General features: G+C 72.1%; 9 protein-coding genes. 7 read left to right on the plus strand and 2 right to left on the minus strand.

The window, feature by feature from the left end:
- Window position 1 precedes the first annotated feature (1 nt).
- Both G339_RS38910 and G339_RS38915 read right to left on the minus strand, forming a co-directional pair.
- Window positions 2–3,040: a hypothetical protein gene (locus G339_RS38910; protein ID WP_157407792.1), complete on the minus strand. Its 3,039-nt coding sequence runs from the start codon at window positions 3,038–3,040 to the stop codon at window positions 2–4.
- Window positions 3,037–4,752: a hypothetical protein gene (locus G339_RS38915; protein ID WP_026341542.1), complete on the minus strand. Its 1,716-nt coding sequence runs from the start codon at window positions 4,750–4,752 to the stop codon at window positions 3,037–3,039. The genes G339_RS38910 and G339_RS38915 overlap by 4 nt, the downstream gene beginning before the upstream one ends.
- A 1,301-nt stretch (window positions 4,753–6,053) precedes the next feature.
- Here G339_RS38915 and G339_RS0117300 point away from each other — a divergent pair.
- From G339_RS0117300 to G339_RS0117330, 7 genes are all read left to right on the plus strand, one after another.
- Window positions 6,054–6,293 (plus strand): DUF4229 domain-containing protein, encoded by a 240-nt coding sequence (locus tag G339_RS0117300; protein WP_026341543.1) that lies wholly within the window; start codon window positions 6,054–6,056, stop codon window positions 6,291–6,293.
- Window positions 6,294–7,991: 1,698 nt separating this feature from the next.
- Window positions 7,992–8,693, plus strand: coding sequence for a demethylmenaquinone methyltransferase (locus G339_RS0117305; protein WP_019632336.1), 702 nt, complete (start codon window positions 7,992–7,994; stop codon window positions 8,691–8,693).
- A gap of 147 nt (window positions 8,694–8,840) precedes the next feature.
- Entirely contained in the window at window positions 8,841–10,097 is a 1,257-nt protein-coding gene (locus G339_RS0117310) for a geranylgeranyl reductase family protein (RefSeq protein ID WP_026341544.1), read from the plus strand.
- A gap of 233 nt (window positions 10,098–10,330) precedes the next feature.
- Window positions 10,331–10,690, plus strand: coding sequence for an NADH-quinone oxidoreductase subunit A (locus G339_RS0117315; RefSeq protein WP_019632338.1), 360 nt, complete (start codon window positions 10,331–10,333; stop codon window positions 10,688–10,690).
- 1 nt (window position 10,691) lies between these two features.
- The gene (locus G339_RS0117320) at window positions 10,692–11,246 is read left to right on the plus strand and encodes a NuoB/complex I 20 kDa subunit family protein (RefSeq protein ID WP_019632339.1); all 555 of its coding nucleotides are present in this window, start codon (window positions 10,692–10,694) and stop codon (window positions 11,244–11,246) included.
- On the plus strand, window positions 11,243–11,989 hold the full coding sequence (locus G339_RS0117325) for an NADH-quinone oxidoreductase subunit C (RefSeq protein WP_019632340.1): 747 nt from the start codon (window positions 11,243–11,245) through the stop codon (window positions 11,987–11,989). The genes G339_RS0117320 and G339_RS0117325 overlap by 4 nt, the downstream gene beginning before the upstream one ends.
- Before the next feature lie 19 nt (window positions 11,990–12,008).
- Window positions 12,009–13,355 carry an NADH-quinone oxidoreductase subunit D gene (locus G339_RS0117330; RefSeq protein ID WP_019632341.1) on the plus strand — a complete coding sequence of 449 codons (1,347 nt, stop codon included), beginning with the start codon at window positions 12,009–12,011 and terminating at the stop codon, window positions 13,353–13,355.
- The last annotated feature ends 33 nt before the right edge of the window (window positions 13,356–13,388 follow it).

Below are 13,388 nucleotides of genomic sequence, written 5' to 3' on the forward strand. Positions count from 1 at the left end.
GTCAGGGGCAGGCCGCCAGCTCGCGCGTGCCCCAGATCAGCGCGCGCTCGAGGTCGCCGGGCGCGGCGGGCCACTCGACGATCTCGTGGCGTTGCGTGCTCAGCGGGATCAGGACGCGGCAGGCCGCCGCGAACGGGCGCGCGCCGTCCCACATCGCGACGAGGTGCAGCGTCGAGCGCGCGTTCAGCCGCCGCACCACGACGACCATGCGGAACGCGTCGATCGGCTCGATCTCCACCCGGAACTCGTGGACGAGCGGGCGGACGACCGGCTCCAGGTACCGCTCGACGTACAGCGCGGGGTCGGGGATTTCCGCGGGGGCGCCGGGCGTTCGAGGGCGGCCCGTCCGGGGTTGCCCGCCCGTGCGGCCACGGCGGTCGGCGCGGCTTGCGCGGCTGGCACGGCTGGTGTCGCCTGGGCGGTCGGTGCGGTCGGTGCGGTCGGTGCGGTCGGTGCGGTCGGTGCGGTCGGTGCGGTCGGTGCGCGGCGGCGGCACGCGTTCGCCTCCGCCGCCCGGATCGGGCTCGCCTCCGCCTCCTGGCTCCGGCTGTTCCCCGAAACGGGAAGCCGTGCGCTGCTCGGCGCGCCGCTCCGCACGGCCCCACGAACCGCGCCGCGCACCGCCCCGAGGATCGGCACGTGGCTCCTCGCGCGGGTCGTCACGCGGCTCGTCACGTGGGTCGATTCGCGGACCGAAGGGTGGTTCGTCATTTGGGTCGGTGCGCGGGGCGAAGGGCGGTTCGTCACGTGGGCCGCTGCGTGCATCGAGGGGCGAGTCCGCACGCGGTGCGGCGCGCGGGTCGTGGGGCGGTTGGTCATGTGGGCCGCTGCGCTGGTCGTGGGGCGGCTCTTCACGCAGGCTGCTGCGCGGATCGAGGGATGAGTCGGTGCGCGGGTCGAGGGACGAGGGAGTACGCGGCTCGGTGCGCGGACCAAGGGGTGAGCCAGCATGTGGCTCGGTGCGTGGTTCGGTGTTTGGTTCGGTGCGCGGGCTGGTTCCCGGGGCGGTGCGCGCGCCGGAGCGCGGCGCGGCTTCCGGCTCGCCGGGCGGACTGGAGCCAGGCCAGTCTTGCGCCTCGGCAGGCGGGCCGAAGCCGGCCGAGGCTCCCGACTCGGTGGGCGAGTCGAACTTGAGGGAGAGTCCCGGCTCCGAGGGCGTTCCGGCACCGGGCTGGGCATTCGGTTCGTGGGGCGCTCCGGAGTCCGGCGGGGGAGCGGAGGTTGACCGCGGATCGCTGCCCGGCGTCGGCTGCGGGTCGTTGTCCGGTGCCGAACTCGGGCCAGCGGCCGACGTCGACCGTAGGCCAGCGCCCGCCGTCCCCCGTGCGCCTGCGCCCTGTGCGGGCGGCGGGCTCACGCCGTGAGCGGGTTGGGTTCCGGGGCGCTGCTCAGTGCCCGCACTGGGGCGCCCCTGCCACTCGTCGGGCGAGCTTTCCCAGGTGTCGCCCGTGCCGTCTTCGGTCACGATTGGTGCGGCTGGCTCGCCGACGACGCCCGAGGCGGGGACCGCACCCGCGCCGCCGCCCGCGCGATCACTCGCGGGACCGCCCGTGCGGTCATCCGTGAGGTGACCCGTACGGCCATCGGAACGGTCTCCGGCCTGACCGCTCGAACCGCCGCTAACGCGGTCGTTCGCGAGGTCGTCTTTGGAACCACCGGTTCGGTCCCCGGCGCGGCCACTCGCACCACCGCCGGCGCGGTCGTCCGTGAAGTCGTCCGCTTGGTCACGCCAACGGTCGCTTGTGAGGTCACCCCGGCGACTGCTCGTGGGCTCACCCGCGCGGTCGCTCGTTCGGTCACCTGTGCGACCACTCGTCCGGTCACCCGTGCGGCCGCTCGTTCGGTCGCCCATGCGGTCGCCCGCTCGATCGCCCGTCCGGTCGGCCGCGCGGACGCTTATCCGGTCGCTCGCACGGCTACCCGCGCGGTCGCGGGGGTGGGCAACTGTGCGGTCGTCTGCCGTGCCGTTCGTGCGGTCGTCTGTGAGGTCGGCTGAGCGGCCACAGGCGAGGTCGTCCGCGCGGTCATCGGCGGAGTCGATAGTGGAGTCGTCCATGCCGCCGCTCGTGCGGCCGCTCCAGCGAGCGCTCGTGCGGCCCCCCGCGAGATCGTCCGGGCGGTCGCTCGGGCGGTCGCCGCGGCGGTCGCCCGAAGAGCCGCCCGTGGGCTCGTTCGTGAGGTCGTTTGTGCCGAGGCGGCCTGGGTCGGCTGGGGTGTCGCGGTCGGCTCTGGGGTCGGTCGTGCGGGGAGCCGTGTTTTCGCGGTCTTCTCGTCGGGTGTTCCGAGGGCCGTTTTCTTGGTCGTCAGCGTCGTCGGTGGTGGACTCGCGGGTGCCGGGGCGCAGGCCCGCGGTGAAGCGGTGGAGGAAGGAATGCCCGCCGCCCGCGTCGCCCGTCGAGGCCGCCAGGACGTAGCGGTCGTCGGTCGGGGCTGCGGCCGGGCGCAGGGCCTCGGCGGTGTGGCGCGCGGTGCGCGAGGTCGTGCGTGAGCGGACGAGCGTCGCTGGGAGGGCTTCGGCGAGCGCGCTGCGCAGCGGGCTCTCGCCGGGGAGGACGTGGATGCGCGCGTCCTCCCGGAGCAGTTCGCGGGCGTCGCTGTAGAAGAAGGGCGCGAGCCGTACCTGGGTGTCGTCGCCGCGTCGTCCGTGCGAACCGGTCTTCAGGAAGTTCGCGAGGATCTCGGTGTAGCGCGGCCGTCCGTAGCGGCGTGCGTAGCGGCGCGTGCGTTCGCGGTCGCCGGAACTGGGCTCCATCAGCCTGATCCAGTGGTGCGAGTGCCACATGCCGACGCACTGCACGCCGAAGCCCTCCCACGCGACGCGCTCGATCATGTTGGTGACCGCCGGGTCCAGCTCCAGCGACGTCTTCGCCCGCGTCACGCGGCCCGCCGGACGGGTCGCGAGGAACACCACGGGCCCGTCGCCGTGCGCGTACAGCCCGAAGAGGCTGCCGCCGGTCTCGCGGTCGCGGTGGTCCAAGGCCTCCTCGGCGATGACGTCGAGTTCGGACGCGTAGATCCGGACGACATAGGGCTCGCTCATGCCAGTACCTCCGCGAGTTCGGTCAGCGAGTGCTCGGGGGACCAGGCGGCGGCGTCGAGCGCGATCAGCTCGCGTCCTTCGTCGGTCACCCGGTACAGCTCCGGCGGGGTGGCGGGGAACGTCGCGTCGAGGACGAAGCCGATGGACACCCGGTCGGTGGAGGCGAGCAGCGCGACCCGGTCGGCGCCGAGGTCGAGCGTCTCGATCGGGTCGAAGCCGAGGCGCAGCAGCCCCAGCGCCTCCATCTCGACGCGGCAGCCGAAGACGTCGCCGTCCGCGCCGATCCGGTCGATGAGCGCCGCCGCGGAAGCCGGGTCGGGTTCCGCGGCGGCCGGAGGATCGGCCAGCGCGGCCGCAGCGGCGGCGCCGGTACCAGTACCGAGCGCGGTATCGGGGTCCGGGCCGAGCCCCGACGGGGAAACAGCGGTGCGGCTGGGAGCGGGAACGTGCTCGGAGTCCGCGCCCGGGACGGGGACCGGCTTCGAGGTGGAGCCGGGTCCGGTGCCCGGGCCGGTTTCGAACCTGGGATCAGGGTCTGCGCTGGGATCGGAGCCGGGCTCCGAAACGGAGGCGGATCTCGGAGTGGTTCTCAGGCTTGGGCTGGGGACTGCGCCGGAAACGGCGACGGGGCTGGGAACACGGACGGGTCCGGACGCGGGCACGGGTCTGCGACGTTCCCTGGAGCTGGAGCTGGAGCTGGAGCTGGAGCTGGAGCTGGAGCTGGGGCTGGAGCTGGGGCTGGGGCGGGTGGGGTCGGGCGAGGGGCTGCGGCCGTGAGCCGGGGCCGGGCCTGGGCCGCGGCTCGCGCTGGAGGCGGCGGGCCTGCCGGTTCCCGCGCGGCCGGGGCGGCCGGCGAGCAGCGCCGGTGGACTCAGGTCGAACGGTTCCGCGCCGCGCAGCCGCCAGTAGACGTCGATGGTGTTCAGCAGGAACCACGCGACGACCGCCGCGACGACCTGCTCGTCGGGCCGGTCCACCGCGTCGAGGTCCACGTACTGCCAGACGGGCAGCGCGAGACCGGGGCCGGGGCCGCCCACGGACGGTCCGCCGCCGTGACCGAAACACGCGATTCGGATCGCGAAGCCGGTGAGCCCGTCGACGGACGGGAACACCGATCCGAGGTGCGCGAAGGCGTGCAGCCGGTCGCCGTCGTTCTCGAAGTAGACGACGATCGACGGCCGGTTCGGGAACTCGAGGGTGCTGATCTCCTCGGCGCCGACCGAGCCGCGCACGGCACGGCTCACCCCGCCGTCGGTCTCGAACGCGCCCGTGTGCAGGACGGCGTGGCCGGGGAACCAGGGGACGTCGTGCAGCGCGTCGTGGACCAGGCCGGGCACGCGTCGTCCGCCGTCCGCGCCGTCGGCGACGGGCGAGACCAGCACGGCGGGCCGGGCGCGCGCAACCCCGGTGCCGGAGCCGCCGTCGCCGGAGAGCGCGCGCAGCCGTCCGACGACGCCGAGCGGGTACCGTTCGGCGAGCCGCGCGCGGTCGTCGCGAAGGATTCGGAAACGGTGGTCCTCGCGCAGATACGCCAGCCGCGCCGCGGCCCGGCGTTCCTCCGCGACCTGCGCCGTTGCGGCCGCGTCCCGCGCGTCCCGCTGCTCACGGCGCAGGACGCGCCGCTCGCGCAGTTCCGCCACGATGGATTCGGGGATCATGCCGATGACCGAGCTGAGCAGCGGCGCTCCGATCAGCCCCCAGAACCATTCCAATCGTCACTCCCGGATAGCTCGGACGAGGAGCACACCCTCTGAGTCTTCCGGTGATTCACGAGCATAGATGTGGAGAAGTCCGCATTGGTTCCGGTTTCTTTGGCGACTTTCGCAAAAAAAACGGAGAGATATTCACGTTCGGTTGTCACCGGACAACCGAAAACCTGATTACGCCGCACGGCCCGCGCGGGCGCGGAGTTGATCGTCGGAGAGGTCGCCCGATCGAGCTGACCGAGCCTCACGCGGAAGGCGACGCGCCGCATTCAGGCGGGGCACGCGCGGAGTTGAATCCGGTACCGACACGGTTGGCGGAACCGCTCGCTACGTGATCGCACTCTCAGCCGGGTAGCTGCCGACGCGGGAGGTTGAGGTCTGCTCATTGCGTGGTCACCGATGGACGAGGCGGCGCCGTTCGTCGCACAAGCGAGCGCGGAGCCTGACGGTGGCCGACGTGGGAGGCGGGGCGACCGTGGGCGTCCGAAGCCGGGGCCGCTGACACGGACGGTCGGGGACTACTCGTTGCGCTGGCGAGCGTGAGGCCGGGTGGCGACGAGGGAGACGGTGCGGTTCTTCGCGCGGGCTTGCGCGGAGCCGGGCGGTCGCCGGTTGGGAGGCGGCGCGGTTCGGTGTGCGGGCGCTCGAAGCTGGGGGCCGCTGAAGTGGGACGGGCGTGCGGCTCGTTAAGCGGACGTGCCTGCAGCTCGGCGGTCTCCGACGTTCGGGAGCGGTGCCGCCCGGCGTGCGCGGCACGCTCGAAGCTGGGTGGAAGCTGGCGCGAGTAGCGGGGTCGGGGCGCTCTCGGCTTCGAGTGGTGGCGGACGCGCATCGACGACGTCCACGCGCGGCTGCGCGTCACCGGTCTACGCAAGTCCTACTCGGGGGCGCTGGTCCTCGCGGACGTCGACCTGACGCTCCGCGTCGGCGAGTCGGTGGCCGTCGTTGGCCCCAACGGCGTCAAGACGACGCTGCTGAAACGCGTCGCCGGGACCGAGGATGCGCGGGAGCGTGAAGCCGGGTGGCCACCGATGGGAGAGGCGGCGCGCTCGGTGCGGGTGCTCGAAGCCGGGCGGTCGCTGACGCGGGAGACGGGCCGGCTTGTTAAGCGGGCGTGCGTGAAGCTCTGCGGTCTCCGACGTGCGGGATGGGGTGGTATGTGGAACGTCCTTGAAGCTGGGCGGCCGGTGACGTGGACGGTGGGCCTGCCGGTTGAGTGGGGGGCGCCCCAGGCTGGGTGGTCGTCGGCGCTGGGAAAGCGACCCTGACGGCGAGCATCGGCAGGGCGCGGGTACGCTCGTGATGTCATGCGACCGGTAATGCTCTACACCCTCGCGCGGTTCGGGATCTTCCTCGCGACCGCAGGCGTCCTCGCGCTCTGCGGCGCGCGCGGCATCCTGCTCCTGCTGCTCGCCCTGCTCATCAGCGGCGTGATCAGCTTCGTGCTGCTCTCGGGCCAGCGCGACCGGATGTCGTCCGTCGTGGAGTCCGGCCTCGGTCGGCAGCGCGCGAAGCTGAACGCCTCGCGTACCAAAGAAGACGCCTGACCAACCGCCCCGACCCAGCGCCGCACCCGCGACGCGGCCTCCGCGCGCGGTGACGCCCTGCCATCCGCCCGCGCGACGCGCTACCGCCCGATCCACCACGCGACCGCGACACCGCCTCGCCCCGCCCGCGACCGCGACACCGCTTGGTCGGCGGGGCGCGAAGCTCAACGCCTCACACCGACCCGGACGCCTACCCGCCGGCTCCGACCGAGCGTCGCGGCTGCGGGCACGGTCGTTGCACGCTGGCGGAATCATTCAGTCGGCAGCGCTTGGCTGAAAACCCCGCGCACCAAAGACACCCGGCCTGCCGCGCCGATCGAGCGCCGCACCCGTGCCACGGTCCCTGCACGCTGACGCCCTCTCCGCACGACCGCGCTACCGCGCAGCCCACCGCGCGCAACACCTCTCGACCGGCCCGCGACCGCACCACCTCGGTCGGCAGTGCGCGAAGTCCAACGCCTCGCTTACCAAAGAAGACGCCTGACCAACCGCCCCTGACCCAGCGCTGCACCCGCGACGCGATCCCTGCACGCGCTTGCGCCCGCCAACCCTCGCGTGACCGCGTGACCGCGCGACCGCCCGGCCCACCGCGCGACCGCGACGCCGCTTGGTTGGTAGCGCTTGAAGCTCAACGCTTCGCACACCGACGCGGACGCCTACCCGCCGTCTCGGACCCAGTGCTGCGGCTGCGGTGCGGTCGCCGAACGATGGCGGAATCATCCAGTTGGCAGTGCGCGTAGCCGAACACTTCGTGCTCCAAAGGGCGCCTGGCCTGCTGCGTCGATCGAGCGACGTACCTGGGGCGCGGTTCCCGCGCGCGCCGACGCCGCCCGTCCGCAAACGCGGTCGCCCGATCGTCCCGCCACGCGCAACACCGCTTGTCCCGCCCGCGACCGGGACGCCGCTTGGTCGGCGGGGCGCGAAGTCCAACGCCTCATACCGACCCGGACGCCTACCCGCCGTTTCGGGCCCGGTGCTGCGGCTGCGGAGCGGTCGTCGCATGATGGCGGGATCATTCAGTCGGCCTCGCGTGTAGCTGAACACCTCGTGCTTCGCAAGGACGCCTGGCCTGTTGCGCCGATCGAGTGATGCACCCGCGGCACGGTTCTTAACGCGCGGCGATGCCGCTCACCCCGAACGCGACCGCGCTACGGCTTGGCCTGCCGCGCGACGCCGCTTGGCCTGCCCGCGACCGCGACGTCGCTTGGTCGGTGGTGCGCGAAGTTCACGCGGCGTCGGACCGAAACGGATGCCTGCTCGTCGGCTCTGGTGGAGTGCCGCAAACGCAGTTCAGTTCGGTGGATGGTGGTGACGTCTACGGGTCGCCGCTCGTTCGCGAGCGCGGTCGGTGGGTTGTCGCTGGTCGGTCGGGCGTGGAGCTGAATTCGTCACGTGCCCACGACGATGGCTGGCCTGGCTGCTGTGATCGGGTGCTGCGCCCGCAGACCCCCAGCCCGCAGGCGGCGATGGTGCCTTCGGTCCGCGGCGCGACCGCGTTCGGGCTGTCGTCCGGTGGGGAGGTCGCGGTGCGGGGGGGCGCGCCGAAGGAATGGCCGTCGTGTTTCGGGGTGGCGCGTTGGAGTGGCGGTGGCTGGTCCGTTGGGGAAGCGGGTGGACGGCGCGGGTCGGCGGATCGCGGGTCGGGTGGGCGGTACGGGCGGTCGGAGCGGGGTTGTGGCGTGCTTCTAGGGTGGGGGCATGACCCGCGCCTCTCTGGACAAGCAGCCCGCCGACGTGGCGGCGATGTTCGACGACACCGCCGAGCGGTACGACCTGCTGAACACCCTCATGACCGGCGGCCAGGACCGCCGCTGGCGGCGCGAGGTCGTGCGCGCGCTCGGGGCTCGGGAGGGCGAGCGCGTGCTGGACCTCGCGGCGGGCACGGGCACGTCGTCGGTGCCGTTCGCCGAGGCCGGGGCGCAGACCGTCGCCTGCGACTTCTCGCTGGGGATGCTGCGCGTGGGCGTCCGGCGGCAGGCGGGGACGGCGAATCTGCGGTTCGTGGCGGGCGACGCGTTGAAGCTGCCGTTCGCCGACGACGCGTTCGACGCCGTCACGATCTCGTTCGGTTTGCGCAACGTCGCGGACACGGTCGGCGCGCTGCGCGAGCTGCGCCGCGTCACGCGGCCCGGCGGCCGCCTGCTGGTCTGTGAGGTCAGTCACCCGACGAACCCGCTGCTCGCGCTGGGCCACCGGACGCACCTGAAGGTCGGCCTCCCCCTGCTGGCGCGGGTCAGCTCCAATCCCGACTCGTACCGCTACCTGGCCGAATCCACGCTCGCGTGGCCCGACCAGGCGACGCTGGCGGGGCTCGTCCAGGACGCCGGGTGGACGAAGGTCCGCTGGCGCGACCTGACGTTCGGCGTCGCGGCCCTCCACCACGCCGTCAACCCGGCCTGACCTGGTTGGGGGCGAACCGGTATCGGACTTTCGGACCGGTCCAAACCCACCGCCGCCCAGAGGTACCCACGGGTGCTCTCGAAGGAATAGACTCCCCACCGGATTCTTGTGAAGTACTTCACAAGCGAACGAGCTAAGAGGAACGCTGTGACCGACTCCACCCGACAGGCAGACGTGATCGTCGTCGGGGCCGGCCCCGCGGGGTCGTCGACCGCCTACTGGCTGGCCCAGGCCGGCCTGGACGTGCTGCTGCTGGAGAAGGCGACGTTCCCCCGCGACAAGATCTGCGGCGACGGCCTCACGCCGCGCGCCGTCCGCGCCCTCATCGCGATGGGCGTCGACATCACCGGCGACGGCTGGAGCCGCAACCGCGGCCTGCGCATCTACGGCGGCGGCGCCCGCGTCGAGCTGGACTGGCCCGAGCTGGCGAGCTTCCCCGACTTCGGCCTCGTCCGCACCCGCATGGACCTCGACCGGCTCCTCGCCGAGCACGCCGTCAACGCGGGCGCGAAGCTCTACCAGGGCTGCAACGTCACCGGCCCGATCCTGGACGACCGCACCGACCGCATCGTCGGCGTCACCGCCAAGTACGCGGGCGACGAGGTCGAGTTCCACGCGCCGCTCGTCGTCGCCGCGGACGGCAACTCCACCCGGCTGTCCCTGGCGATGGGCGTCCGCCGCCGCGAGGACCGGCCGATGGGCGTCGCGATCCGCCGCTACTACGCGAGCCCGCGCCACACCGACGAGTACATGGAGGCGTGGCTGGAGCTGTGGGACGGGCAGCGCCTGCTCCCCGGCTACGGCTGGGTCTTCCCCGTCGCCGACGGCACCTGCAACGTCGGCCTCGGCCTCCTCAACACCAGCAAGTCGTTCCAGAACGTCGACTACCGCGCGATGCTCAAGGGCTGGACGGCCCAGATGCCGCCGGAGTGGCAGTTCGACGAGGAGCACGCGACGTCCCCCGCCCGCGGCGCGGCGCTGCCGATGGGCTTCAACCGGCAGCCGCACTACACGCGCGGGATGCTGCTCGTCGGCGACGCGGGCGGGATGATCAACCCGTTCAACGGCGAGGGCATCGACTACGCGCTGGAGTCCGGCCGCCTCGCCGCCGACATCATGGTGCAGGCGCTCGCCCGCCGCACGCGCGCCCAGCGCGAGCGCACCCTCTACGAGTACCCGCGCATCCTCAAGGAGGAGCACGGCGGGTACTTCACGCTCGCCCGCGTCTTCGTCCAGGCCATCGGCGACCCGCGGGTGATGAAGTTCCTCACGACGCACGGCCTGCCGCACCCGACGCTGATGCGGTTCACGCTCAAGCTGCTCGCCAACCTCACCGATCCGCACGGCGGCGACGCCATGGACCGGATCATCAACGTGATGCAGAAGGCGGCTCCGGCGGCATGAGCGGGACGAGCGCGGCGGCACGGCGAGCGGGAGACCGCGGCTTCGCATGACCTGAACCCCCGAGGGGAGTGCTATTGATCACCTTGGCTAGGGTGGCGACCCGTGTCCGTGACCGATGTCACGGGCGTCCGGCGGGTTTCGCCGTCCCGGCGCGTCCGGCGGCGCGCGCGCACGCGCGCCGTGCGGCGGGCGCCACGTACAGCGTCGTACGACCCGAGGGGAGGCGGTAGAGCGTGGACCTCTACATACCGATCATCGTGCTGGGGGTGCTGGCGTTCCTGTTCGCCGCCGGCTCGGTGGTGATGGCGTCGCAGACCGGCCCGAAGCGGTGGAACCGGGCGCGGCTGGAGGCGTACGAGTGCGGCATCGAGCCGACCCCGCAGCCGGTGGGCGGCGGGCGCTTCCCGATCAAGTACTACCTGACGGCGATGCTGTTCATCGTCTTCGACATCGAGATCATCTTCCTCTACCCCTGGGCGGTCGCGTTCGACCACCTGGGGATGTTCGGCTTGGTGGAGATGGTCCTGTTCATCGTCACCGTGCTCGTCGCGTACGCCTACATCTGGCGTCGCGGTGGTCTGGAGTGGGACTGAGATGGGCCTGGAAGAGAAACTCCCCAGCGGCTTCCTGCTGACGACGGTCGAGCAGGTCGTCGGATGGGCGCGCAAGAGCTCGGTCTGGCCCGCGACGTTCGGCCTCGCCTGCTGCGCCATCGAGATGATGGCGGCGGGCGACCCCCGGCACGACTTCTCCCGGTGGGGCATGGAGCGCGCCTCGGCGACGCCCCGGCAGGCGGACCTGATGATCGTCGCCGGCCGCGTCAGCCAGAAGATGGCGCCGGTGCTGCGGCAGATCTACGACCAGATGACCGAGCCGAAGTGGGTCATCGCGATGGGCGTGTGCGCCTCGTCGGGCGGCATGTTCAACAACTACGCGGTGGTGCAGGGCGTCGACCACGTCGTGCCGGTGGACATCTACCTGCCCGGCTGCCCGCCGCGGCCGGAGATGCTGCTGGACGCGATCATCAAGCTGCACGACAAGATCCAGAACACGAAACTGGGTCCGCAGCGCGCCCGCCAGATCCGCGAGCTTGAGGAGGCCAAGCGGCGGCAGCTTCCGCTGCTCGGCCAGTCGGGAGCGGCGTCATGACGTCACAGAATCCGGAGCAGCGCGCCGAGCAGGCCGCCGACCGGCTGCCCGCCCGGGACCCCGAGGACCGGCGCGAGCAGCCCGTCGCGCGGACGGGCATGTTCGGCGCGAAGACGACGGGCGACACCTCCGGCTACGGCCGGCTGGTGATCCGGCAGCGGCCGAAGACCGCGTCGGAGCGGCCGTTCGGCGGCCCGGACGGCGCGGCCGAGCCCGGCCCGTTCGACGCCGTCGCGGACGCGCTGGAGCGGGCGCTGCCCGACTTCGGCGCCGCCGTGGAGCGCGTCGTGGTGGACCGCGGCGAGCTGACGTTCCACGTCCGCCGGGAGCACCTGGTCGAGGTCGCGCGGACGATGCGCGACCGGCCCGACCTGCGGTTCGAGCTGTGCTCGGGCGTCTCGGGCGTCCACTACCCCGAGGACGCCGGCGCGGAGCTGCACGCCGTCTACCACCTGCTGTCGATCACCCACAACCGGCGCGTGCGGCTGGAGGTGTCCTGCCCGGACGCCGACCCGCGCATCCCGTCGGTCGTCGCGGTCTACCCCACCAACAACTGGCACGAGCGGGAGACCTACGACTTCTTCGGGATCGTGTTCGACGGGCATCCGGCGCTCACCCGCATCGAGATGCCCGACGACTGGGTCGGCCACCCGCAGCGCAAGGACTACCCGCTCGGCGGCATCCCCGTCGAGTACCGCGGCGCGGAGATCCCCCCGCCCGACGAGCGGAGGTCGTACCTGTGAGCCGGAGCGGAGCGAGCCGATGAGTTCCACGAAGTACACCGAGTACGACGCGTACGCCGCCGACGAGGCGGCCGAGGGCCGCGTCTTCGACGTGAACGGGCAGGACTGGGACAAGGTCGTGGCCGGCGCCGAGGACGGCTCCGACGAGCGCCTCGTCGTCAACATGGGCCCGCAGCACCCCTCGACGCACGGCGTGCTGCGCCTGGTGCTGACCCTGGACGGCGAGACCGTCAACGACTGCCGGGTGGGCATCGGCTACCTGCACACCGGCATCGAGAAGAACATGGAGTTCCGCACCTGGACCCAGGGCGTGACGTTCTGCACCCGCATGGACTACCTCGCCCCGCTGTTCAACGAGACGGCGTACTGCCTGGGCGTGGAGAAGCTGCTGGGCATCACGGACCGGATTCCGGAGCGCGCGCAGATCATCCGCGTGATGATGATGGAGCTCAACCGCATCTCCTCCCACCTGGTCGCGATCGCCACGTTCGGTCTCGAACTGGGTGCGACGACGGTCATGCTCAACGGCTTCATCGAACGCGAGTACACCCTCGACCTGTTCGAGGAGATCGCGGGACTGCGCATGAACATGGCGTACGTCCGGCCGGGCGGCGTTGCCCAGGACCTCCCGAGCGGCGCGCTCGGCAAGGTGCGCGAGTACCTGGACCGGATGCCGAAGCGCATCGCCGCGCTGCGGAAGCTGATGGACGAGAACCCCGTCTTCCTGGCCCGGACCAGGGACGTCGCGTATCTGGATCTTACGGGGTGCATGGCGCTGGGCGTCACCGGCCCCGTCCTGCGCGCGACGGGCATCCCGTGGGACCTCCGCAAGTCCCAGCCGTACTGCGGTTACGAGACCTACGACTTCGACGTCCCCACGCAGGAGTCGGCGGACGTGTACGGCCGCTACCTGGTGCGGATGGCGGAGATGGAGGAGTCCCTGAAGATCGTCGAGCAGTGCGCGGAGCGGCTGCGGACGGTCGACGGCCCCGTGATGATCGAGGACAAGAAGATCGGCTGGCCCGCGAAGCTGGCGATCGGCGCGGACGGCATGGGCAACTCGCCCCGCCACATCGCGCACATCATGGGCACCTCGATGGAAGCGCTCATCCACCACTTCAAGCTGGTGACCGAGGGCTTCCGCGTCCCGGCCGGGCAGGCGTACGCGGCGATCGAGTCGCCGCGCGGCGAGCTGGGCGTCCACGTGGTGAGCGACGGCGGCACGCGGCCGTACCGGGTCCACTTCCGCGACCCGTCCTTCACGAACCTGCAGGCGGCGCCCGCGATGGCGGAGGGCGGCATGATCGCCGACGTCATCGCCGCGGTCGCCTCGATCGACCCCGTCATGGGGGGAGTGGACCGATGACCGAGCACCTGGGACCGCCCGTCGGCGAGGAGC

The organism is Actinomadura atramentaria DSM 43919 (assembly GCF_000381885.1).
GTDB classification, from domain to species: Bacteria; Actinomycetota; Actinomycetes; order Streptosporangiales; family Streptosporangiaceae; genus Spirillospora; species Spirillospora atramentaria.

Excerpts from the sequence above, each read along its gene's own strand:
- G339_RS0117305 (WP_019632336.1), top strand. The coding sequence starts at position 7,992 with ATGACCCGCGCCTCTCTGGACAAGCAGCCCGCCGACGTGGCGGCGATG.
- G339_RS0117320 (WP_019632339.1), top strand. The coding sequence starts at position 10,692 with ATGGGCCTGGAAGAGAAACTCCCCAGCGGCTTCCTGCTGACGACGGTC.
- G339_RS38910 (WP_157407792.1), bottom strand. The coding sequence starts at position 3,040 with ATGAGCGAGCCCTATGTCGTCCGGATCTACGCGTCCGAACTCGACGTC.
- G339_RS0117300 (WP_026341543.1), top strand. The coding sequence starts at position 6,054 with ATGCGACCGGTAATGCTCTACACCCTCGCGCGGTTCGGGATCTTCCTC.
- G339_RS0117330 (WP_019632341.1), top strand. The coding sequence starts at position 12,009 with ATGAGTTCCACGAAGTACACCGAGTACGACGCGTACGCCGCCGACGAG.
- G339_RS0117325 (WP_019632340.1), top strand. The coding sequence starts at position 11,243 with ATGACGTCACAGAATCCGGAGCAGCGCGCCGAGCAGGCCGCCGACCGG.